Origin of the sequence: Rhodoferax aquaticus (assembly GCF_006974105.1) — a bacterium.
Classification (GTDB): Bacteria; Pseudomonadota; Gammaproteobacteria; order Burkholderiales; family Burkholderiaceae_C; genus Allorhodoferax; species Allorhodoferax aquaticus_A.
Genome location: NZ_CP036282.1, coordinates 959988 through 982974 on the forward strand (window position 1 = coordinate 959988; position 22987 = coordinate 982974).

Below are 22987 nucleotides of genomic sequence, written 5' to 3' on the forward strand. Positions count from 1 at the left end.
TTGTAAGCTGTGGAGGCCCCTCGAGGATTGCCTGCTCTAGGCGCGTAGTGACGCGCTTATTAGCAAATCAGCCCGGCGCTGCGGCCCCTTCAGGCTGGCAAGAATCCTTCAATAGACAGGTAGCGTTCGCCCGTGTCGTAGTTGAAGCCCAAAATCGTGGAACCTGCCGGAATCTCAGGCAGTTTTTGCGCAATGGCAGCCAGCGTGGCACCGCTGGAGATGCCGACCAAGATGCCTTCTTCGGCAGCACTGCGGCGGGCGAATTCGCGGGCCGGTTCTGCATCCACTTGGATCACGCCATCGAGCAACTCGGTTTTCAAGTTGGTGGGAATAAAACCCGCGCCAATGCCTTGGATGGGGTGAGGCGAAGGCGCGCCGCCAGAAATGACGGGAGATGCGGATGGCTCTACCGCATAGACCTTGAGGTTGGGGAACTTGGCTTTGAGCACTTGCGCCACGCCACTGATGTGACCGCCGGTGCCTACGCCGGTGATGAGCACGTCGATGCCATTGGGGAAGTCGGCCAAGATTTCTTGCGCGGTGGTGCGCACATGCACATCAATGTTGGCAGGGTTCTCAAACTGCTGGGGAATCCATGCGCCAGGGGTGCTGGCTGCCAGTTCTTGGGCGCGGGCAATGGCTCCTTTCATGCCTTTTTCGCGGGGTGTTAAATCGAAGGTAGCTCCGTAAGCAAGCATCAGGCGGCGGCGTTCCACGGACATGCTGTCGGGCATCACGAGTATGAGTTTGTAGCCCTTTACCGCAGCCACCATGGCCAAGCCTACGCCGGTATTGCCAGACGTGGGCTCGATGATGGTCGCGCCGGGCTTGAGTGCCCCGCTGGCTTCGGCCGCTTCAATCATGGCCAGTGCAATACGGTCTTTGATCGAACCACCGGGGTTGCTGCGTTCCGACTTGACCCAGACGTGGTGGGTGCTGCCAAACAAGCGGTTGATACGGACATGGGGCGTGTTGCCAATGGTTTGCAGAATGTTGTCAGCTTTCATCGATTGCTCCTAGTGGGTGTGGTATCGACCTATTTTGTATGAATTAATGGATAGAAACTGGTATATGGATATCCCTATCCACGATAATCGCTGCGTGAAGCTCGCCAGACCACCGCTGGTGCAATTTGGGAAACCAAGCACTGGAGGAACGTCCGGACTGCATAGGGCAGCGTAGCAGCTAACGGCTGTCCACTGACAAACTTCCCACGCAAGTGGGAGGCCCTAAGGTGAGGATTAGAGCAACAGAGACGAGTCGACATAGATAACCCATGGGTGTTCTATGCGTGTAGCGCGGCGCAAGCCGTGCCCCGGGTAACCGGGTGCGCATAGCCGCACGACAGGGGCTCTGCCCATGTCGGGTGAAACGGGCAATCTCTACGCGCAGCAATACCAAGTAGGCACACGTTGACGGGGCCCCCGGAGTGTGCGGGTAGGTAGCACCGAGCTGTTGGGTGACCAGCAGCCAAGAGTAATGGTGGTCACATGAGGGGAAACCCTCATGCACAGAATCCGGCTTATCGGTGGGCTTCACACTTATTTTGAGTTATGGTTAGTTTTTCGATGCTCTTTTTGAGGAGGCACTATGCGACCCATACTGGACTTGTTGAAAAAACGCGATGCGAACGTGTGGAGCCTGAGCCCCAGCGACAGCGTGTTTGACGCCTTGCAGCAGCTGGCCAATCACAACGTGGGGGCCATGATGGTGATGGACCAAGGGCGTCTGGTGGGGGTTTTTTCGGAGCGCGACTACACCCGCAAAATTGCCTTGGCAGGCAAGTCATCGCGCGACACGGAGGTCAGAGACATCATGACGGCCAATGTGATCACCGTAACGCCACAAACTCGGACCCGCGATTGCATGGCACTGATGAGCCAGAAAAAAATTCGCCATTTGCCTATTGCGGAAGGAGACAAGGTCTTGGGCATGATCTCCATTCGCGACATCATGGACGACATCATTGCCGACCATGAACTCACGATCAGCCATCTACAGAGCTACATTGCGAGCTAAGGGTCTTGTGGAGCAGTGCGTCACCGCCGCGGGGGCGCCTAGAACTTGGCTTGGAGTCCTACGGATATCAGGTTAACGTCGTCATACGGCTTTTCCCACTCGGCCCGTACGCCCAAGGTTGGCGTGATGTTGTAGACGCCGCCAAACCCGAAGCTGATGCTGTTTTTGTCCTGGGTAGTGCTTACCGTTGTGCCTGAGGTGCTTCCGCTGGATTTGATAGTGCCAATGGTGTAACCAATTTTGGCTAAGACAGATGTTTGGTAGTTCAGGGGCGAAATGCCCACCAACGAGAAGCCCATGGCCGTGGCTTTAGAGTCCACCGAAATGCTGCCGCCTGTGAAGGTGGCGTTGTAGTTGACAACGCCCAAGTCGTAGTAGCCGCCTTCAAACGCCATATAGGGGTTGACCTGGTAGCCCAAGATGATTTTGTAGTTTTTGGCGCCGCTGCCTAGGCTGGACTGCACTACGGTTCTGCCAAGGCGCGCCAACTCCGCATCGGTACTGGTTTGTGTGCCACTGCCATAGGAGGCACTGCCCATGGAGCCTAAGAAATACATGTCTCCCGCCAGAACGTGTCCAGCTGTGGTGGATAGACAAACCAAGAGTGCGGTGGCTGCGTGTTTCATGGTGGTGTGCATGTGAGGGGCTCAATACAGTTAAAGGGCAAATAGGCTCGGGCAAGGCTCGTTTCAACAGACGATTGCGGTCAATTCGCCAGCTTCTATCGCTGCGCGCAAGCCCATCCTAAACCGATTGCGGCCAGTGCAATGCCGCAAACTGAGTGACAAAGGTCCCGCATTTGAGCCCTCAAGCGCAGCTCAAAACAAGCTGCTGGGGGCCTAGAACCGCTCGTAGGCTGCCAGATACCGCCACTGGCCTACAGGCAAGTCGCTCAAAGCCACTCTCCCCAGACGAATGCGGCGCATCGCCAAAATATTGAGCTGTGCCCGCTCGCACAGATAGGCCACCAGTCCGGGGTGCGAGCCCTTCACGGCAAAACGTAGCTTGCTGTGTTCAGCTTGGGCGCTGTTGATACTCACCTTGGCTTGTGGCAAGGCGTTGCGCGGGTCGTTCAAAATTTTGGTGAGGTGCAGAATCGAGTCACCGCCCACCTCACCTTGCACGTCCACAATGAGTTCGTGCTCCATGGCGCCCATGTCTTCGTTGAGTTTGCGGGCAGTGCGCCAGTCTTGGGTAAATACACACAGGCCGCTGGCGCCTGTCTCTAGCTCTACCGAAGTCTCTAAATGGTTGAAGTGGCGCTTGAGCACCTTGATGTCGCTGGGGTCTTGCGCACAGTGGTTGGAAAGGGTTAGCAGGCTGCGCGCGTTGTCGGGCAGTTTTTTGACGGCTTTGCCGCGCGCTGCCGTTGCGTGGCTTGTTTTCGTGTTGGGGCCTGGACGTTTGGGGGCCGGTGCTTCGTCTTCATCGTCCTCGTCATCTTCATCGGTGCCGTCTAGAAAATGGGGTGGTTTGTGCAGCAAGAGCGTGATGGCCGTCATATCCAGGAGACTGGCATTCGGGTCTATGCTGATGGTCTGTTGGGTCACGCGAAAGTGGGGTTCTTCGACTACGACTCCGTTGACGGACACCCAGCCGCCTTCAATGTACTGCTCGGCCTCGCGGCGCGAGCAAGGCACCATTTGCGCGACACGTTTGGCCAGGCGCTCGCCTTCTTCGGCGTGGGGGATAGATCGGTTCATAAGGCGCCTTTGGCAGTGGTGTAAGGGGTTAGCGGCTTTGCAGCCACTGGATGCGTTCGACATGTGCCAACAACGAGCGCTTGGCTACAGGCCAAATGCGCGGGGGGACATCGTCGTATGCCAAGGGCAGCCAGTCGTCTAGCGTGCCATCGGGCAGGGCTTGCATGGCCGCCAGCACCTTGGCCTCGCGGACTAAGCGGTGGGCTTTGAGTCGGTCGATTTCAGCAACCGCCCCATCCATCACGTGGCCGTGGGCAGGCAGGATGAACTGCACTTGGTGCGCAATGCAAGCGGCGCGTAGTGTATCCAGTGAATCTAGATAAGCTGCCATATTGCCGTCTGGCGGGTCCACGACGGTGGTGCTGCCGTTCAAAATGTGGTCGCCTGTAAACAGCAGCCCATCTTCTTGCAGCAAAAAGCACACATGGTTGGCGGCATGGCCTGGGGTGTGAATAGCTAGCAAGTTGTGACTAGGTTTTTGCGCCAAATTGGTCTCTTGCGCCCGTGGATTCAGCGTAAGCAGCTCTCTATTTTGTAGCGATTTGTCCGGTCTGAAGTAACTTGCAGTGCGTGCAGAGGGGGCGGAGGGTAGTCCCACAATGGGGGGAGTGTGTCCGGCTTGGATGCACAGGGCCTGCAAAGGCGCCGCACCGGGGGCGTGGTCGGCATGCGAGTGGGTGCAGGCAATGGTGTGGATATTGCCGCCGCTGCCGTCGGGGTGAACCGCAGCGCTGAGCAGGCGTTGCAGGTGGTCTGCGTCTGCCGGGCCCGGGTCGATGACGATGAAGCCGGTGTGCGCATCACCTACCAAGTAGCTATTGGTGCCCGGCCCCGTCATCACGCCAGGGTTGGGGGCGGTGAGGCGCAGCACGTTGCGCAGCAGCGCCACCGGGCGGTCTGTTTGCCATGGCTGGTGAGGTGGCATTGGGCCAAAGGCCGGATTGAGAATGGAGCTTGTTCGTACCATGCAGTGCATTTTGCAGCCAAATACTGCGAGTGGTCTGCACCAAGGCCGCCGTGTTGCGGCGCAGGGCCGATAATTGTGCCCATGCGAATTCAGTTCACCAAAATGCAAGGCGCCGGCAACGACTTTGTTGTGCTTGATGAAACCCGTGGCACCCTGGGGCTCGGTGCGGCCCACTACCGTTTTCTAGGCAACCGCCATTACGGGGTGGGTGCGGACCAAATCCTGACCGTGCGCCCGTCCCCTTCCGAGGGTATTGACTTTGAGTACCTGATTCACAACGCGGATGGTCAAGAAGTGGAGCAGTGCGGCAATGGCTCGCGTTGCTTTGCACGCTTTGTGCACGACCGTGGGCTGACCGACAAAACCACGATCCGCGTGCAGACCATGAAGGGGGTGATTGCGCCAAAGCTCAACCCGGATGGCCGTGTCACCGTGGATATGGGGGCTCCGCAATTTGACCTGCCCGAGATTCCGTTTAGCACAGCTGGTCTGCAGTATGTTGCTGACGGTACATGGGGGAAATGGCTGCTTGCGCCCGTGAATACAGCGCAAGCAGCTACTGAAAATGTAGCATTCACACCAGTTTCCATGGGTAACCCACACGCGGTGCTGGTGGTTGATGATGTAGACACAGCGCCAGTGGAGCGCCTGGGGCCCTTGGTGCAAGCGCATGGTTGTTTCCCCCAAGGGGTGAACGTAGGCTTTATGCAGGTGCAAGACCGCAGCCACGTGCGCCTGCGGGTGTATGAGCGGGGTGTGGGCGAAACCCTGGCCTGTGGCACCGGGGCTTGTGCCGCCGTGGTCAGTGGCATTCGCTTGGGCGTGCTGGACGCACGGGTGGATGTACAGGCCCGTGGCGGCCTGCTCACCATTGAATGGGCTGGCGGGAATGCGCCCGTGTTCATGACCGGTCCTGCGGTCACCGTTTTTCAGGGCGAAATTGATTTGCCCGACGATATTTCTTGATGCAGTGCCCCATGGGGCGAACTACCTAACTTTGACGCTATGACAACTCCTGTGAATCACGCTTTGGGCAACCCCATCACCGAAGACGACATTGCCAACTACCTGGCCAACACGCCAGACTTCTTTCAGCGCCATGCCGAGTTGCTGGCGGCTGTGCAGTTCACCAGTCCGCACAGCCACCGCGCAGTGAGCTTGCAAGAACGTCAAGCAGAAATGCTGCGCGAAAAGATCAAGCTGCTGGAGCAACGCATTATGGAAATGGTGCGCAATGGCAACGAAAACGTGATGCTTTCTGACAAAGTCCTGCGATGGGCCAGCAAGCTCTTCCTAGCGACAGAGCTTGCAGACCTGCCTTCGCGTGTTACCCAAGATATTCAGGACCAGTTTTCGGTACCTCAGGTCGGTGTGCGGCTGTGGGGAGTGGCTGCCTCCTTGAATAGCCACGTCTATGCCCAAGGCGTGAGTGATGACGCCAAGCTGTTTGCCGCCTCACTCAATGAACCGTTTTGTGGTCTGAACACCGGGTTTGAAGCCGTTAGCTGGTTGTCTGAGCCTGCTGACGTGGCTTCGCTGGCCTTGATTCCACTGCGTGTCACTGCGGTTGATGGAACCGTCACCACCTTCGGTATGTTGGTGCTGGCCAGTGGCGATGCTTACCGCTTCAGCAGCGGCATGGGGACCGACTTCTTGGCCCGTATTGGTGACATCGCTGGCGCAGCGCTGGCTCGTTTGCGCTAGGGCGAAAGTGCAAGATAACGCTGCATTGGTTGCGCGCTATCTTGCCTACGTGCGCTTTGAAAAGCGCTTGGCCGAGCGCACCGTCTCACTCTACACGCTGGACTTAGAAAAACTGCAGTCGCACGCCGATGCCGCGCAGGTGGCTCTGGTGCATGTTCAAAACCACCACATACGGCGATGGGTAGCGCAAATGCACAGCGGAGGACGCACTGGCCGCGGTATTGCGCTCATTCTCTCGGGGTGGCGTGGTTTCTATGTGTGGCTAGGCCGAGAAGGTTGGGTCACCAGCAACCCCGTGCAGGACGTACGCGCCCCCAAAGCGCCCAAACCCTTGCCCAAGGCGCTGGCGGTGGATGACGCCGTGCAGTTCGCCGACTTTGAGAGTGAAGACAACCCCTGGCTGGAGGCGCGTGATGCGGCCATGGTGGAGCTGCTCTACGGCAGTGGCTTGCGCGTGGGCGAGTTGGTGGGGCTGGATGTGGTGCCGAGCAAAACGGCGCGGGGCTGGATTGATATGCAGGGCGCGCAGGCCCATGTGCTAGGCAAGGGCAACAAGCAGCGCGGTGTGCCCGTGGGGCGGGTGGCACTGGAGGCCTTGGCACGTTGGCTGACCTTACGCGGACCCATGGGCACCTTAGGGGTGGGTATGGTGGCTGCGTCTGAAACCAATGCAGCCGCGGCATTGTTCACCGGTCGCTATGGCACGCGACTTACGGCCCAGTCGGTTTGGCAGCGATTGAAGCGCCGCAGCCAGCAAGCGGGGCTAGCGAGCCCTGTGCACCCGCACATGCTGCGCCACTCGTTTGCCAGCCATGTGTTGCAGTCCAGTGGTGACTTGCGGGCGGTGCAAGAGCTCTTGGGCCACGCCAATATCACCACCACGCAGGTGTACACCCGGCTGGACTTTCAGCATTTGGCCAAGGCCTACGATGCAGCGCACCCGCGGGCCCATGCAAAGGGTGGGAAAAAAGACGATTAATGCAGCAAGCCTGCAACGTGGCCGCTGCCTTGCGGTGACGCTGGTAAGTTGAAGAAGGCCACCGCTTCAACTTGATCATTGGCCAAACTCTTGAGCCCGCTGGCTGCGGCAGCCATTTGTTCGACCAAGGCGGCGTTCTGTTGAGTGGCATGGTCCATGTGGGCGATAGCTTCGCCAATCTGCGCGACGCCAGACGCCTGCTCGCTGCTGGCGGAGCTGATTTCGCTCATGAGTGTGGTGACCCCTTCAATGGCGCTAACCACTTCGTTCATGGTTTCACCTGCGGTGTCGACCAAGCTAGAGCCTTGTTCGACTTTTTCGACGCTGGCCAAGATGAGGGATTTGATTTCTTTGGCTGCATCCGCCGAGCGCCCAGCCAGGGCGCGCACCTCGCTCGCGACCACGGCAAAGCCACGCCCTTGCTCACCTGCGCGGGCCGCCTCAACTGCAGCGTTCAAGGCCAAGATATTGGTTTGAAACGCGATGCCGTCAATCACGCTGATGATGTCGGCAATTTTGCGTGACGAGTCGTTGATGCCCTTCATGGTCTCTACCACTTGGTTGACGACGTGCCCACCTTTGGCCGCGACATGGGAGGCATTGGCCGCCATTTGGTTGGCCTGGCGCGCATTGTCAGCGTTTTGCTTGACGGTAGCGCTGAGCTCTTCCATGGATGCGGCGGTTTGCTCCAGTGCGCTGGCCTGCTGTTCGGTGCGGGCAGACAAGTCATGATTGCCAGATGCGATTTCTGCGCTGGCGTTGGCTACACCCATAGAGCCCGTGCGCACGGTGGAGACCACCTTGGCCAAACCGGTTTGCATGTCCTGCAAGGCCTGCAACATGGCGGCAGTTTCGCTTTTGCCGGAGCTGGTGATTTGCATGGCTAGGTCGCCACTGGCCACATGCCTTGCTATTTCTACCGCTTGTTGCAGCGGCTCTGTGACCGCACGAATCAACAGCCAGGCCAGCCCGATTCCAAAAGCCAGCGCCAGCGCGACAACGGTTGTCAGCACAGCAATGGTGTGCTGGTAAGAAATGACGGCTTGGTCGTAGACCGACTTGGCCTCCGTTAGCTGCACGTCGGCGAGCTCGTTCAGCGCTTGGTGGAGGGGAGACAGGGCGTCGTACAGTGCGCCGTATTGCTCCATGACTTTGTCGTTATGGCCCACCTCCAAGGCCACCCGCAAAGCGTCGACCTGGGGCTTGGCTTTGGCCATCAACGCTTGCGTTGCTTCCACCACCAACTTTTCTGCGGGTGTTAGCTCCGTGGCCAAGTATGCATTCCATTGGGTATCAATGGTTGAGATGGCTGTCGTTACACGGTTCAAACCTACCTTGGGGTCGAGCAAGCCCACGGATACGCGGTTGGCGCTGTCCAAAATGTTGGAGGCATACATGTCTGTAACAGTCTTGAGCTGGCTCAAGGGCACCACGCGGTCATCGTAGACTGTCTTGAGGGACAAGTTCGCTTGGCGGACTTGTGACCATCCCAGCGCGGCGATGCCCGCAACTATCACGATGAGGATTCCAAAGCCCATTTTGAGCAGTGTGGCAATCTTGAAGTCGGTCAGTTGCATGGCGTACATCCATTGAGAGTGGTGACACAAGCCTTATAAAGGCCAAAGGCTTGCGCGGTCAAGTGAATCGGTCGCAAATTGCACCGACAATGGCGCCTATGAAAACTATTCGACTACGCGAAGGCAAAGAGCGCTCCTTGCAGCGCCGCCACCCATGGATTTTTGAGTCTGCCATTGCCAAAGGTGGCGCAGACCCTGGTGAAACCGTGCGCGTGGAGTCCTCTGACGGTAAGTTTTTGGCGTGGGCCGCGTTCAGCCCGAGCTCCAAAATACGGGCGCGGGCCTGGAGTTTTAACGAAGCAGATCGCATTGATGCTGCGTTTTTGATAGCTGCCTGCGCACGTTCTATAGGCGCAAGAGCCAGATTTGACGTACAAAGCGATGGCGTGCGTCTGATCCACGGTGAGGCAGACGGGCTGCCGGGTTTGATTGTGGACCGCTACGGTGACACCTTGGTGGCCCAGTTTTTGTCGACTGGCATAGAGCGCTGGAAGTCTGTGATCGCAGATGCCCTGCTCCAGCAAACAGGCTTGAGCAAGCTCTACGAGCGCTCAGATGCCAGCAGCCGTGCCCTCGAAGGTTTGCCCGAAGCCACGGGTTGGCTGCGTGGAGATGGGGCGGTAGAGCTAGAGCTGCAAGAGCACCAATGGAAGCTGGCCATCAATATTGCGGAAGGCCATAAAACCGGGTTCTATTTGGACCAACGCGATAGCCGTAAGAAGTTTGCCGAATATGCCGAGCGCCTGAAGTTTCAACGTGTGTTGAACTGCTTTTGCTACACCGGCGGCTTTTCTGTTGCAGCCTTGATGGGTGGCGCCCAGCATGTGACGTCCATTGATTCGTCGGGTCCGGCCCTGCAAAAGGGTGCGGCCAACGTGGCACTCAATGGTTTAGACGCTTCGCGCGCGACCTGGATGGACGCGGATGTGAATGCATCACTTAGGCAATTTGCCACGCAAGGGCGCAGCTTTGACGCCATTGTGTTGGACCCACCCAAGTTTGCGCCTACGGTGGCCCATGCGGATAGGGCCGCGCGTGCGTACAAAGATATCAACCGCTTGGCGTTCAAGCTCTTGGAGCCAGGTGGCGTGCTCTTCACGTACTCGTGTTCAGGCGGGATCAGTGCTGATTTGTTCCACAAAATTGTGGCGTCCGCAGGCATCGATGCGCATGTGGATGGTTTCATTACAGAGCGCTTAGGTGGCGCGCCAGATCACCCCATGACCATCAACTTCCCAGAAGGGGAGTACCTCAAGGGATTGGTGGTCATGCGCAAGTAAGTGTCATGTGCGCTAGGTGCATTGCGGTACAGGCGCCACGCAGTTGCGGCCTTGAAATGGCCGCTAAACTCCCCAAGTAATGTATTTCAGGGTATTCCAATGAGCCTTATTCCCGCCACCATCCTGACCGGATTTTTAGGTTCAGGTAAGACCACTTTGCTCAAGCGCGTGCTGCAAGAAGCCCATGGGCAGAAAATTGCGGTCATTGAAAACGAGTTCGGTGAAGAAAACATCGACAGCGACATTCTGGTGTCTGACACCAAAGAGCAAATCATCCAGATGAGCAATGGCTGCATTTGCTGCTCGATTCGCGAAGACCTGCGGGCTACTTTGCGCGATCTGGCTGAGAAAAAGCGTAAAGGCGAGTTGGATTTTGAGCGCGTGGTGATTGAAACCACCGGCGTTGCCGACCCCGGTCCTGTGGCGCAAACCTTTTTTATGGACGATGAAGTGGCTGAAAGCTACTTGCTAGACTCTATTTTGACCCTGGTAGACGCTAAACACGCGCCAAGCCAGTTGAATGAGCGCCAAGAGGCAAGGCGCCAAGTGGGGTTCGCTGACCAAATCTTTATCAGCAAGTCAGACTTGGTTTCGGCTGAAGAGCTGGAGGCGCTGACGCACCGCATCAAGCATATGAACCCTCGCGCGCCGCAAAAAGCAGTGCATTTTGGTGAAGTGGCATTGAATGATGTGTTTGACCTGCGTGGCTTTAACTTAAATGCTAAGTTGGACATTGATCCTGACTTCTTAAAGGAAGAGGGCCATGAGCACCATGACCACGCAGAGGGCGAACACTGCGATCACCCCTCCCATGCCCACGACCATGGCGCGGGCCATCATCACCATGTGGATGATGACGTTAAGAGTTTTGTATTCAAGTCCAACCGCCCCTTTGATGCTGCCAAGCTAGAGGATTTTTTAGGCGCTATCGTCAATGTCTATGGCCCTCGGATGTTGCGCTACAAAGGCGTTCTCTATATGAAGGGTACAGACCGTAAAGTGATTTTCCAAGGTGTGCATCAGCTCATGGGCAGCGACCTAGGGCCTGCTTGGGCTGAGGGGGAAACACGCTGCAACAAAATGGTGTTTATTGGCATCGACCTGCCCAAAGACATCTTTTTGCAAGGCATGGAGCAGTCACTAGTGGATGCGTAAGGCGTTTTAACTTTCGGGGTAGATGTCAAATGATTGTCTCGATTTTGCAACTTATGGGTTTTCCGATAGCGAAGCCTGTACACTCGCGCGCCGTAGATGCCCCGCTGGCCAAGGCACAGAAGCTTGCAAGCGGAGCAATCGCGACCACTGATCATGCGCGGACGGGTACTGCCAGGAGACAAGAAGTGAAATCCAGTAATGGGAAAGATGCCAAGGCCAAAGACACCAAAAGCAAAGCTAAGTCGGCCAAGGTAGAAGTAGCGAAAGCCGCCAAAGCTGAGCATAAAGTGCCAGCCAAGGCCGCGGCCAAACCGGCCCCTAAGGCTGTTTCAAAGCCTGTGGCCAAAGCGGTAGCAAAGCCCGCTGAGGCTTCGGTGCCTAAGGCAAGCAAGTCTGCAAAAAAATCAGTGGAAACGTCGGTAGCCCCAGTGGCCACCAAGAAGTCAGTTAAACCGGTTGTTGCAACCGAGATCCCCAAGGCAATACAAAAAGTGCAAGCAAATACATCCGCAGCAAAGCCCGTGGCATCCGAGGCCAATACAACGTCGGCAGTACCGGCGAAAGCAGGTCGTCCGTCTTCACGCTTGGCCCAATTGACGGTGCCCTCTATGGCGCAGTCAGTCGCATCGACGTCGGCGAAAGCGAGCTTTTTTCAATCCGCTCCCGCCCCGGTGATCATTCCCGCATTGGCTTCTTCGATCAAAAAAGACCCAAAGCTAGCCAATAACTGGAAAACCAAACCCGCTGCCGAATTGAGTGATGCCGAACTAATGGCGATGCCGGACTCGGAGTACATGAATGAAGTGCAGTTGGCAGTCTTTCGCCTAAAGCTTCTTAAACTGAAAACCGACATTTTGAGCAACGCGGGTGAAACTACCGAGCATTTGCGTGAAGATACGTCGGTAGTGCCTGACCCGGCAGACCGTGCCACGATCGAAGAAGAACATGCGCTTGAGTTGCGTACCCGTGATCGCGAGCGCAAGTTGTTGAAGAAGATCGAGCAGTCGATTATTCGTATCGATGCTGACGACTACGGCTACTGCGATGAAACTGGCGAGCCTATTGGCGTGGGCCGGCTGTTGGCTCGCCCCACAGCCACGCTGTCCTTAGAGGCGCAGCAGCGCCGTGAACTGAAGCAAAAGATGTTTGGTGACTAAGGTTTTGATGCGATCTGGTGTGAACGTTCGCTAAGGTAGTCATGGCTACACAGAACGACCGTCTCAGTTTATTGTCCAAGGTGGCACTGTTTGTTCGCAATCCCACCAAGGATTGGGCCGAGCTAGATCGGCCTGCCCCGAATGCAGAAAGCGGTTACGACAAGCAGGCGTTGAAAGCCATGATTGAGCGCAAGCGCCAGAACGACTTTGTGCGCAGGCGAGAGTTCGATCACCTGCGCAAGTTAAGGCGTCGCGAGTCGTCTGAGGTAGGCGGGCTTGCGCGTCCATCGATCTTTCAGAACAGCATGGCAACCGACCCTGATGGGCGGGCGGTCACTCTGAAGAAGATTGATGAGATTGAAGCCCAAATGTCCAAGCAATGGTGGAAGGGCAAGGCGGAGCCTGTTGCAGAAGCCGCTTCCACGTTGCCTAGCCCCAAAGAGCCCGCAGCGGTTGCCCCAGTGGTTTCTGGCCAAACCTCTTCCGGTAGTTTTCAATCGACAGTTCCCGGGGAGCCACTGCGCCGAGCGACCGAGTTTACTGAGACTGAAATGGGCCCAGGCATGCAGCCGACTTCGTTGCATGTCGCGATGTTTAAACGCGCACAGGCTATGGCGCCCACGGTTCCTGCTGGCTTCGGCGAAAAAGCTGATGCGGCAGAAATTGGCTTCTCCACCTCCAAGTTGTTTGCAATGGAGGGGCAAGACTTGGCCACTGACCCGGAGCTTGAGGAGGCCGCGATTCGGTTTGCAAACGGTGACGACCTAGGGGCAGAAGAGGGCTTGCTCACAGCCTTAAGAGGAGATGCCTTGTTGCCGGAGGTTGCGCTGTCTTGGGCGGTTGCATTGCTTGATCTGTACCGTGCCACCAACAATCGGGATGGCTTTGATCATGCTCTCGATGAATTCGCCCTCCGTTTTGAAGGCTTGTCGCCAATATGGACTTCGTTCTCCGAACCTGCGCCGCAACGCTCAGATCCTGGCGTCAGCTTGGCCTCAGCGCCAACGGTGTACCAGCCTTTCGGCAGTGAAGCCGCCAATGTGCTTTGGAGAAGTCCGTCGGAGTTAACGGTGGATTCGATGGAGCAGTTGCGCAGCTTGTTGGCCGCGAATGCGACGCCTTGGAACCTGCGATGGACGGGTTTGTTACATATTCAGCCTGAAGCGGTTCCGCTGCTTGGCGGCCTTTTGGGGAGCTTGTGCGATGAGCCGGTGTCGCTGGGATTCTTGGGAGAGGAAGATTTAGTTGCCTGTTTGCGTGACATGACGCCGTCCAATGACCGTACTGTGCCGCCCCAATGGTGGATGGTTCGGCTCAATGCCTTGCGTGTCATGGGTTTGCACGATGAGTTCGAATTGGCGGCATTGGACTACTGTGTGACTTTTGAAGTATCTCCACCGGCTTGGGTGCCGGCTCGCTGCGTAATTGAAGACCTTGACTCCCAGCAGTACCCTGTTAGTGGTGGCAGTGCTTGGGACTCCAGTGCGCGTAAAGCGTCGTCAAGCGGGTTCGCTTCCACGGCAGTACTCCCGATCACCCCAATTTTGGAGTTGCGCGGCGCTGTGTTGGGGGACGGTGCCAAAGCCTTAACCGAAGACGAAACCCCCATAGCAGGCAAGGCGATTCACATTGGATGCCATCACTTGGTTCGAGTAGATTTTTCTGCTGCGGGAAGCCTGCTGAATTGGGTAGCTTCAAAAGAAGCTTTGGGTTACCAGATCCAATTTGTAGGGGTGCATCGTCTGGTCGCTGCATTTTTCACAGTGATTGGTATCAATGAGCACGCTAAGGTGTTGACACGCTCCATTTAGTGCCCAAGGTTTGTTGTGGACTACAGTAATACATAAAGCTATGGAACAATTTCACGGTACCACCATCATTAGTGTTCGGAGAAAGACTGCCGATGGATACTCGGTGGCGATTGGCGGTGATGGTCAAGTGACCTTGGGCAACATTGTGGTCAAAGGCACGGCGCGTAAAGTACGTAAGCTTTACCATGGCAAAGTGTTGGCGGGGTTTGCAGGTGCTACGGCCGACGCTTTCACCTTGTTTGAGCGCTTTGAAGCCAAGCTAGAAAAGCACCAAGGGCATTTGGTTCGCGCCGCGATTGAACTGACCAAAGATTGGCGCACTGACCGCGTACTGCGGCGGCTTGAGGCCATGCTGGCCGTGGCGGATAAAGATGCCTCTCTTATCATCACTGGCAATGGTGACGTTTTGGAGCCAGAAAACGGCATAGTTACCATCGGCTCTGGTGGTGCATATGCCCAGTCCGCTGCGGTTGCGCTTTTGAACCACACGGATATGTCTGCCCCAGATATTGTGAAGCGTTCATTAGAGATAGCTGGTGAGCTGTGCATTTACACCAATATGCATCACACCGTGGAAACGCTCTAACCAGTTACTTTTCGCGTGCCCATGCCGAGGCGCGCAACTTAAGTGAATACCCATGCAGACCCTATTGCCTCGCGAAATTGTTGCAGAGCTTGACAAACACATCGTCGGCCAAGCGCAGGCCAAGCGCGCAGTCGCTATCGCACTGCGTAACCGTTGGCGCCGCCAACAAGTCGAGCCCAGTTTGCGCGTTGAGATCACACCCAAAAACATCCTGATGATTGGCCCGACGGGTGTCGGGAAAACCGAGATCGCGCGACGTTTGGCTCGGCTGGCCGATGCGCCATTTATCAAAGTGGAAGCAACCAAATTCACCGAGGTGGGCTATGTCGGTAAAGATGTCGATGCCATCATTCGTGACTTGGCTGACATTGCCGTTAAGCAGACACGTGATACTGAGAAACGAAAAGTTCGTGCGCGCGCTGAAGACGCCGCGGAAGATCGGATTTTGGATATCTTGATCCCTCCTGCGCGCACAGACTACCCTGCGGCGGCGGACGAAGCGCCCGAGAGTGCGGCCCGACAAACCTTTCGCAAGAAGCTGCGGGAGGGGCAACTCGCAGACCGTGAGATAGAAATAGACGTTCTGCAGTCCACGCCACAGATGGAAATCATGGCTCCACCTGGAATGGAAGAGGTGACGGGCCAGTTGCGTGAAATGTTTGGCCAACTAGGCCAAAACAAACGCCAGTCGCGTCGACTCAAAATTGCGGAAGCTTTCAAGCTACTGGCCGATGAAGAGGCCGCAAAACTTGTTAATGAAGACGACATCAAGGCGCAGGCATTGTTCGCACTGGAGCAGAACGGCATTGTGTTTATTGATGAGATTGATAAAGTCACTTCGCGCAGTGAAGGGAGTGGTGCCGAGGTGTCGCGACAGGGCGTTCAGCGCGATTTATTGCCTTTGGTCGAAGGTACTTCTGTGTCTACGAAGTATGGAATCGTGAAAACCGACCATATTCTGTTCATTGCGTCCGGTGCGTTCCATTTGAGCAAGCCCAGCGATCTAATCCCCGAGTTACAAGGAAGGTTTCCGATTCGTGTGGAGTTGCAGTCTCTTGCGGTCCAAGACTTTGAAGCAATACTGACCCAAACACATGCGTCCTTAATGCGCCAATACCAAGCGCTTTTGTCGACTGAGCAAGTCACTTTGGAATTCAGTCCTGCTGGCATCACCCGTTTGGCGCAAATTGCCTTTGAAGTGAATGAGCGCACGGAGAACATTGGGGCGCGGCGCTTGGCAACCGTTATGGAGCGATTGCTAGAAGAACTCAGCTTCGATGCCTTTGCCCATGCTGGCGAAACGGTGACTATTGACGCTGCGTACGTCGACCAGCGCTTGGCGGCCCTCAGCCAAGACGAAGATCTGTCTCGTTATATTCTGTAATCGATCCCTAAGGCGAAAACGCCTTGTCCTTCAAGCATCACTTTCACAACGGATGCTAAGTCCTTAATTTAGAACGATTTTTGGGTCATTTTGACTTGCAAAATCGCTGCTAAGTTATTGATTTCATTGGAAAAATTAGAACAGACCCTCTTGCAAGAACTTCATTTGCTGATACAGTGCAAAAAAGTGCAATTTAGTGGTGAAAAGTGCCATTAATTGTCAGGTTTGCCGGAATTCTGTCAAAAAGGGGTTGGTTAGCGTGTTTCAAGGGGCTTCGTCACTCAGTCTGGATGCTAAGGGGCGGCTATCAGTGCCGACTCGGCATCGTGACGTCTTGAGTGCGACCGCTGGAGGACAGCTAACGGTGACTAAGCATCCGCATGGGTGCTTGATGGTTTTTCCGCGCCCAGAGTGGGAAAAATTCCGCGAACGCATTGCTGCCTTGCCCATGTCTGCGCAGTGGTGGAAGCGTATTTTTCTGGGCAACGCAATGGACGTTGACATGGATGCAACGGGGCGCGTTTTGATTTCACCCGAGTTGCGCGAGGCTGCAGGAATCGCCAAGGACACCATGCTGTTGGGTATGGGAAACCACTTCGAGTTGTGGGACAAGGCGAGCTATGACGCCCAAGAGGCAAAAGCCATGCAAGGCGAGATGCCTGATGTGTTCAAGGACTTTTCTTTCTAAGGTATGGCTGTGGACACCGTTTGGAATCACTCCACGGTATTGTTGAACGAAGCGGTTGACGCATTGTTTGGTGATAGCGGCCAGTACGCAGATGCTGCGCAAGGCACCTACGTCGACGCGACGTTTGGGCGTGGCGGGCACACGCAACTTATCTTGTCAAAGTTAGGCACCCAAGGGCGGGTCATCGCCTTTGATCGCGATCCTGACGCAGTGGCGCAAGCGCAGCAGATTCAGGACGCGCGTTTCTCGATTCGGCATGAAGGGTTTTCCCACTTGCGAGAACTGCCCAAGGCCAGCGTTGCGGGACTTCTGATGGACTTGGGGGTGAGCTCCCCCCAAATTGACAATCCCGTGCGCGGATTTAGTTTTCGCTTCGACGGTCCTTTGGACATGCGTATGGACACCACGCGTGGTGAAAGCGTGGCTCAGTGGCTGGAGACAGCCGAGATTAATCAAATCGCGGAGGTGATACGTGACTATGGCGAAGAACGGTTTGCTGGGCCAATTGCAAAGGCGATTGTTGCGCGCCGACAGGAACGGGGCCCAATTTCAACCACCACCGAGTTGGCCCAACTCGTGGCTGACACGGTCAAAACCCGCGAGCCGGGCCAGAACCCTGCAACGCGCACATTTCAGGCTTTTCGGATTTTCATCAACGCCGAGCTTGAAGAGCTGCAGCAGGCGCTAGAGGCCAGTCTGACCGTGCTTCAGCCGGGTGGACGTTTGGCTGTGATCAGCTTTCATTCGCTGGAAGATCGCATCGTCAAGCAGTTCATAGCCAAACACTCCCGCGAAGAGTATGACCGGCGCGCACCCTTTGCAGTGCCGAAGGCCATGCGGCTCAAGGCCTTGGACCGGGTCAAGCCCAGTGAAGCCGAAGTCTCCGGCAACAAGCGGGCGCGGAGCGCCATCATGCGCGTGGCCTTGAGGACGCAAGAGCCATGATGCGACTCAACCTCATGTTGATTTTTGCGGTGCTATTGAGTGCCTTGTATCTAGTCAACGTGCAGTATGAGTCACGCCGGTTGTTTACTGAGCTCGATCGCGCGCGCAGTGAAGCCCATAGGCTCGAGGTGGAGCATGAGCTATTGCAAGTGCAAAAGCGCGCGCAGGCCACACCGGCGCGCGTGGAGTTGTTGGCAAAAGACAAACTGCAGATGCGTCAGGTAACGCCAGGCATTACCAGCTACGTGACCTACAGTGCACCAGACGCTTCGATTTCGGACGGGACCGCAGCCACCGCCTCACAGGTACATAAGGTGGCCCCGTGAGTCGCAGCATTCAATACACATCCAGCCCTTTGTTGGCAAGTCGCACCCCGGTTTGGCGTAGCAAGCTGCTTGTGGGAGCCTTGGCGCTTGCGTTTTTTGGGTTGGCGGCACGGGCGGCTTACATCCAGGTCATCGCCAACGACTTCTTTTTGCATCAAGGTGAGGCACGCTTTGCGCGCACCCTAGAACTCCCCGCTAACCGTGGACGCATTCTGGACCGCAATGGCCTGATCTTGGCATCCAGTGTGCCAGCGCCCAGCATTTGGGCCATTCCTGAAGACGTCAACCTTGATAAGGCTGAGTTGGCCAAATTGGCTAAGTTGTTGGAGATGTCGGTTCAGGACTTGTCCAAGAAGTTAGAGGATGAAGACAAATCGTTCGTATGGTTGAAGCGCCAAGTCAGTGAAGCAACAGGTAAAGAGATTGCGGCAATGGCGCTGAAGGGTGTGTATCAGCGCAAAGAATACAAGCGCGAGTACCCTGAAGGCGAGTCAGCCGTGCATGTCGTGGGATTCACTAACATTGAAGACAAAGGTCAAGAGGGTGTTGAGCTGTCCTTCAATAAAGAGTTGTCTGGTCGCAGTGGCTCCCGTCGCGTCATTAAAGACCGCTTGGGCAGAGTTGTAGAAGATGTGGGTGAGCAAATTCCCCCGATGGAAGGCAAAGATCTACAGCTCAGCATCGACAGCAAGATGCAGTTTTTCGCTTACCAAAAACTGCGGGATGCAGTGCTGCTGAATAAGGCAAAGGCAGGCAGCGTAGTGGTGTTAGATGCCGTAACTGGCGAAGTATTGGCGTTGGCCAACTACCCAAGCTACGCGCCCGACAAGCGCCAAAACCTCACCGGAGGGCAACTGCGCAACCGAGCGTTGACTGATACGTTTGAGCCGGGCTCTGTGATGAAGCCCTTTACAGTCGGACTGGCCCTTGAGACAGGCCGTGTGAAGCCATCCACCATTATTGATACCGCGCCAGGCACTATCACTATCACGGGGGCCACGATTCGTGATGCGCATCCGCACGGGGCGCTGACTGTCGACCAAGTGATTCAAGTTTCTAGTAACGTGGGCACTACCAAAATTGCGATGCAAATGCAGCCCAGTGAAATGTGGCAAGCATTCTCCTCGGCAGGCTTCGGGCAGAAGCCTCAAATTGAGTTCCCCGGCGCGGTGTCGGGCAAACTGCGACCTGCCAAGACTTGGCGTCCGATCGAGCAGGCCACTATGTCTTATGGCTACGGTTTGTCTGCGTCCCTGTTTCAGATGGCACGCTCATACACCGTGTTCTCCCATGATGGCGAGTTGATTCCGGCAACTTTGCTGAAAAGCAATCAAGCAGCAGTGGGTGTCCCTGTCTTCAGCGCCGATACGGCGGTCAAAGTGCGCAACATGCTCAAGATGGCTGCAGGCCCTGGTGGTACCGCGCCCCAAGCCCAAACGATTGGTTATTCTGTTGGCGGGAAGTCAGGCACGGCCTACAAACAAGTCGGCAAAGGTTACGGCAGTGACGGCAACCGCAAGTACCGCAGTTGGTTCGTGGGGATGGCCCCGATTGAGCAACCCCGCGTTATCGTGGCCGTCATGATCGATGAGCCAACCGCTGGTAAGTACTACGGCGGCGCAGTCGCAGGCCCAGTGTTTAGCGAGACCGTGCAACAGACCCTGCGCTTGATGGGCGTACAGCCAGATATCGCGGTTCGGCCTATGGTGGTGACACAGGCAGAAGAGGAGAGCTTCTAATGCCGTTGCTGTCCACTCCACTTGCAGCAGCTCAGTGGTTGCGTACCTTGGGAGCGCGCACGCTCACTTCTGACAGTCGCAAAGTAGTGCCAGGAGCGGGCTTCATTGCGTGGCCTGGTGCCGTGTCTGATGGACGCCAGTATGTGCGGCAGGCCTTGGAACTAGGCGCAGTTGCATGTGTGGTGGAGTCTGCGGGTGCTCATCAGTTTGACCTCGCAATAGACGGCGTAGCCACACTGGACAACCTAAAGTCACACACGGGAAGACTTGCCGCTGAGTTCTATGGCAACCCATCTGCCGAACTCGCAGTCATTGCTGTCACTGGAACCAACGGTAAAACCTCCAGCGCATGGTGGCTTGCCCAGGCGTTGTCTGCATTGCAAGGGGAGCATGCCACGCCTTGCGGAATGATTGGTACCTTGGGTGTAGGCCGTCCCCCAGCTATTGGTGACGAGCCCATGGTGGGGGCTGATAGCGTGCTCAGCACCGGTTTGACCACTCCAGACCCTGTCGTGTTGCAACACACTTTGCGCGAGTTTGCGAGCAATGGCTTACGAGCTTGTGCGATTGAAGCCTCGTCCATCGGAATTGAAGAACAACGATTGGCTGGATGCACGGTTCGCGTGGCTGTCTTTACGAATTTCACACAAGACCATCTGGACTACCACGCAAGCATGGAAGCGTATTGGACTGCCAAAGCGAAGCTATTCGGGTGGCCAGGTTTGGAAAGTGCGGTCATCAATGTAGATGATGCCAAAGGCGTCGAGTTGGTAGCTCGCTTGGCGGGCAGTGGCTTGGATGTGTGGTCGGTCTCCACAAGAAAACCCGCCCGTCTAAGGGCACAAAACATCCAGTACGGGCATGAGGGATTGAGCTTCGATGTGGTCGAAGGCGTGCTTTCCGTGCATGTCGCGACGCATTTGATTGGGGACTACAACGTCTCTAATCTGCTAGGTGTGATCGGTGCAATGCGCTGCTTGGGGGTACCTTTGCAGCAAGCGACAGAGGTGTGCAGTGGACTCCGACCTGTGCCTGGCCGCATGGAGTGCTTGGGTTCAGCCGCACAGCCCATGGTCGCCGTAGACTATGCCCATACCCCGGACGCGTTAGGTCAAGCGTTAGCCGCTTTGCGGCCTTTGGCGCAGGCGCGAGGCGGGCGTCTATGGTGTGTATTTGGCTGCGGTGGCGATCGCGATGCGTCAAAAAGACCCCTTATGGGGGCGATTGCGGCCCAACAGGCGGACCAAGTGGTGGTCACCAGCGACAACCCACGTAGCGAGCGGCCTGAATCCATCATTGCCCAGATCCTTGTCGGTGTGCCGCACAACCCTTTGGTGAGTGTGCAAACTGACCGTGCTCTTGCAATTGCTCAAACCATTGCGCAAGCATCCGCACAAGACGTCATTTTGGTTGCAGGTAAGGGCCACGAGGACTACCAGGATATTGCACACGTTAAGCATCCATTTTCAGACCGTGAGCATGCGCAGTCCGCACTCATCGCACGCGAAAGAGGTATGGCGAGCCCAGCGCTAGACCCGCTCATGACGTTGGCGTTCGCTGCCGAGTTGTTGCCCGGCAGCGTACTCGTGGGAGACCCCGAAACGGTGGTCTACCGTGTCCACACGGACACCCGTAGCATTGCAGTAGGTGATCTCTTTGTTGCACTCCAGGGTGAGCGCTTTGACGCCAATGCCTTCTTGCAACAAGCAAAAGACCAAGGCGCAGCAGCCGTCATCTGCCAGGCTGGCATGGCCGCTAGTTCGTATCCCCAAGGCTTGGCACGTCTGGAAGTCGCCGACACCAAACTGGCGTTGTCTGAGTTGGCAACCAAGTGGCGTGCACGCTTCAACTTTCCTGTCATTGCAGTTACGGGCAGTAATGGCAAAACCACGGTCACGCAAATGGTGGCCGCTATTTTGGAGGCGCACAGCCCCCAAGGCGGCTCATTGGCTACGCTCGGGAATTACAACAATGACATCGGCGTGCCGCTTACGTTGCTGCGACTGCGTGCCAACCACAGCATAGCGGTGGTGGAACTGGGCATGAACCACCCCGGCGAAATAGCGGTGCTCGCGGCTATGGCTAGGCCCACAGTGGCTTTGGTCAACAACGCACAACGCGAGCACCTTGAGTTCATGCACAGCGTGCAGGCTGTCGCGCAAGAGAATGGACAAGTTTTAGCCGCATTACCAGTTGATGGGGTTGCAATTTTCCCTAGCGATGACGCGTATGCAGCGGTCTGGCACAGCTTGGCGGCACCGCGCCAAACTCTCACGTTTGCCGCGGAGGGGCCATCCTCATCAGCAAGCCTGTGTGTGCAAAGCGCCCACTGGCAAGATGGCGCTTGGGAAGTCCATGCGTCCGGTTTCGGCGTAGACCTGCGCTTTAGGCTCGCAATCGCCGGCCGTCATAACGTCAAAAACGCTTTGGCAGCAGCTGCGTGTGCTCTGGCCGCTGGCGTGCGCAAAGAAGCTGTCGTGGCTGGGCTCCAAGCCTTTGTTCCCGTCAAGGGACGCTCACGGGCTTTGTCTGTTCGGGTGTCAGGGCGGCTGGTCACCTTGGTGGACGATAGCTACAACGCCAATCCTGATTCGGTGCGCGCGGCCATCGATGTACTTGCTGAGTTGCCCGGCCCGCGTTTGCTGGTGTTGGGTGATATGGGTGAGGTGGGCGATAACGGCCCCGCCTTTCATGCGGAAGCGGGCCAGTACGCCGCGCAGGCGGGTATTGAGCAAGTGATGACCTTGGGCGAGCTGTCTCAACACCTTGCACACACGATGCCGAGCGCGCAGCACTTCGACTCCATGGATGCATTGATTAGCGGCGTACTTGCTGCACTCCCTAGCTTGGGCAGCATATTGATCAAGGGTTCACGCTTTATGCGCATGGAGCGGGTCGTAGATGCCGCGCGTGGACAGGTTGCCAGCGAAGGAGGGCATTGAAATGGAATACAAAATGGCAAACGGG

General features: G+C 56.4%; 19 protein-coding genes, 1 other RNA gene and 1 pseudogene. 16 read left to right on the forward strand and 5 right to left on the reverse strand.

Going from position 1 to position 22987, the window contains the following annotated elements; all coding sequences use genetic code 11:
* Positions 1-89: 89 nt before the first annotated feature.
* Positions 90-1007, reverse strand: a complete 918-nt coding sequence (gene cysK, locus EXZ61_RS04540; RefSeq protein WP_142809447.1) for a cysteine synthase A — start codon at positions 1005-1007, stop codon at positions 90-92.
* Positions 1008-1103: 96 nt separating this feature from the next.
* On the opposite strand from cysK, the gene rnpB reads away from it, so the two are divergent.
* An RNA gene (gene rnpB / locus EXZ61_RS04545) (RNase P RNA component class A) lies at positions 1104-1541 on the forward strand.
* A 49-nt stretch (positions 1542-1590) separates the two neighbouring features.
* On the forward strand, positions 1591-2019 hold the full coding sequence (locus EXZ61_RS04550; protein ID WP_142809449.1) for a CBS domain-containing protein: 429 nt from the start codon (positions 1591-1593) through the stop codon (positions 2017-2019).
* A gap of 38 nt (positions 2020-2057) precedes the next feature.
* Here the strand turns inward: EXZ61_RS04550 and EXZ61_RS04555 are convergent, their stop codons facing one another.
* From EXZ61_RS04555 to EXZ61_RS04565, 3 genes and pseudogenes are all read right to left on the reverse strand, one after another.
* Complete coding sequence (locus EXZ61_RS04555; RefSeq protein ID WP_168224700.1) at positions 2058-2645, reverse strand: outer membrane beta-barrel protein; 588 nt, start codon at positions 2643-2645, stop codon at positions 2058-2060.
* A gap of 213 nt (positions 2646-2858) precedes the next feature.
* Entirely contained in the window at positions 2859-3722 is an 864-nt protein-coding gene (locus tag EXZ61_RS04560; RefSeq protein WP_142809454.1) for an RNA pseudouridine synthase, read from the reverse strand.
* Positions 3723-3750: 28 nt separating this feature from the next.
* Positions 3751-4629, reverse strand: a pseudogene (locus EXZ61_RS04565) (MBL fold metallo-hydrolase); the annotation flags it as partial.
* Positions 4630-4770: 141 nt separating this feature from the next.
* Here EXZ61_RS04565 and dapF point away from each other — a divergent pair.
* From dapF to EXZ61_RS04580, 3 genes are read left to right on the forward strand one after another with little or no spacing between them, the layout of a single operon-like run.
* Positions 4771-5655, forward strand: a complete 885-nt coding sequence (gene dapF / locus EXZ61_RS04570; RefSeq protein WP_142809458.1) for a diaminopimelate epimerase — start codon at positions 4771-4773, stop codon at positions 5653-5655.
* A 39-nt stretch (positions 5656-5694) separates the two neighbouring features.
* Positions 5695-6393 carry a DUF484 family protein gene (locus tag EXZ61_RS04575; RefSeq protein WP_142809460.1) on the forward strand — a complete coding sequence of 233 codons (699 nt, stop codon included), beginning with the start codon at positions 5695-5697 and terminating at the stop codon, positions 6391-6393.
* A 7-nt stretch (positions 6394-6400) separates the two neighbouring features.
* Positions 6401-7372: a tyrosine recombinase XerC gene (locus EXZ61_RS04580; RefSeq protein ID WP_237219089.1), complete on the forward strand. Its 972-nt coding sequence runs from the start codon at positions 6401-6403 to the stop codon at positions 7370-7372.
* Here the strand turns inward: EXZ61_RS04580 and EXZ61_RS04585 are convergent.
* Positions 7369-8949 (reverse strand): methyl-accepting chemotaxis protein, encoded by a 1581-nt coding sequence (locus EXZ61_RS04585; protein WP_142809464.1) that lies wholly within the window; start codon positions 8947-8949, stop codon positions 7369-7371. The two genes, EXZ61_RS04580 and EXZ61_RS04585, sit on opposite strands and share 4 nt — an antisense overlap.
* 98 nt (positions 8950-9047) lie before the next feature.
* Between EXZ61_RS04585 and EXZ61_RS04590 the strand changes: the two genes are divergently transcribed.
* The 11 genes from EXZ61_RS04590 (at position 9048) to murF (ending at position 22962) form a co-directional block, all read left to right on the forward strand.
* Complete coding sequence (locus EXZ61_RS04590; RefSeq protein ID WP_142809466.1) at positions 9048-10229, forward strand: class I SAM-dependent rRNA methyltransferase; 1182 nt, start codon at positions 9048-9050, stop codon at positions 10227-10229.
* A gap of 99 nt (positions 10230-10328) precedes the next feature.
* Complete coding sequence (locus tag EXZ61_RS04595) at positions 10329-11384, forward strand: CobW family GTP-binding protein (RefSeq protein ID WP_142809468.1); 1056 nt, start codon at positions 10329-10331, stop codon at positions 11382-11384.
* 185 nt (positions 11385-11569) lie between these two features.
* The gene (dksA, locus tag EXZ61_RS22065) at positions 11570-12541 is read left to right on the forward strand and encodes an RNA polymerase-binding protein DksA (RefSeq protein ID WP_237219090.1); all 972 of its coding nucleotides are present in this window, start codon (positions 11570-11572) and stop codon (positions 12539-12541) included.
* A 41-nt stretch (positions 12542-12582) separates the two neighbouring features.
* Positions 12583-14352 (forward strand): STAS domain-containing protein, encoded by a 1770-nt coding sequence (locus EXZ61_RS04605; RefSeq protein ID WP_142809471.1) that lies wholly within the window; start codon positions 12583-12585, stop codon positions 14350-14352.
* Positions 14353-14392: 40 nt separating this feature from the next.
* The gene (hslV, locus tag EXZ61_RS04610; RefSeq protein WP_142809473.1) at positions 14393-14938 is read left to right on the forward strand and encodes an ATP-dependent protease subunit HslV; all 546 of its coding nucleotides are present in this window, start codon (positions 14393-14395) and stop codon (positions 14936-14938) included.
* A 52-nt stretch (positions 14939-14990) separates the two neighbouring features.
* Positions 14991-16322 (forward strand): ATP-dependent protease ATPase subunit HslU, encoded by a 1332-nt coding sequence (gene hslU, locus EXZ61_RS04615; RefSeq protein ID WP_142809475.1) that lies wholly within the window; start codon positions 14991-14993, stop codon positions 16320-16322.
* Positions 16323-16581: 259 nt separating this feature from the next.
* Positions 16582-17010, forward strand: coding sequence for a division/cell wall cluster transcriptional repressor MraZ (mraZ, locus tag EXZ61_RS04620; RefSeq protein WP_142809478.1), 429 nt, complete (start codon positions 16582-16584; stop codon positions 17008-17010).
* A 3-nt stretch (positions 17011-17013) separates the two neighbouring features.
* Complete coding sequence (gene rsmH, locus EXZ61_RS04625; protein ID WP_142809480.1) at positions 17014-17955, forward strand: 16S rRNA (cytosine(1402)-N(4))-methyltransferase RsmH; 942 nt, start codon at positions 17014-17016, stop codon at positions 17953-17955.
* Positions 17952-18281 carry a cell division protein FtsL gene (gene ftsL, locus EXZ61_RS04630; protein WP_142809481.1) on the forward strand — a complete coding sequence of 110 codons (330 nt, stop codon included), beginning with the start codon at positions 17952-17954 and terminating at the stop codon, positions 18279-18281. Before rsmH ends, ftsL begins: the two co-directional genes overlap by 4 nt.
* Positions 18278-20020 (forward strand): peptidoglycan D,D-transpeptidase FtsI family protein, encoded by a 1743-nt coding sequence (locus tag EXZ61_RS04635; RefSeq protein WP_142809484.1) that lies wholly within the window; start codon positions 18278-18280, stop codon positions 20018-20020. The genes ftsL and EXZ61_RS04635 overlap by 4 nt, the downstream gene beginning before the upstream one ends.
* Positions 20020-22962 (forward strand): bifunctional UDP-N-acetylmuramoyl-L-alanyl-D-glutamate--2,6-diaminopimelate ligase MurE/UDP-N-acetylmuramoyl-tripeptide--D-alanyl-D-alanine ligase MurF, encoded by a 2943-nt coding sequence (murF, locus tag EXZ61_RS04640; RefSeq protein WP_142809486.1) that lies wholly within the window; start codon positions 20020-20022, stop codon positions 22960-22962. Before EXZ61_RS04635 ends, murF begins: the two co-directional genes overlap by 1 nt.
* The last annotated feature ends 25 nt before the right edge of the window (positions 22963-22987 follow it).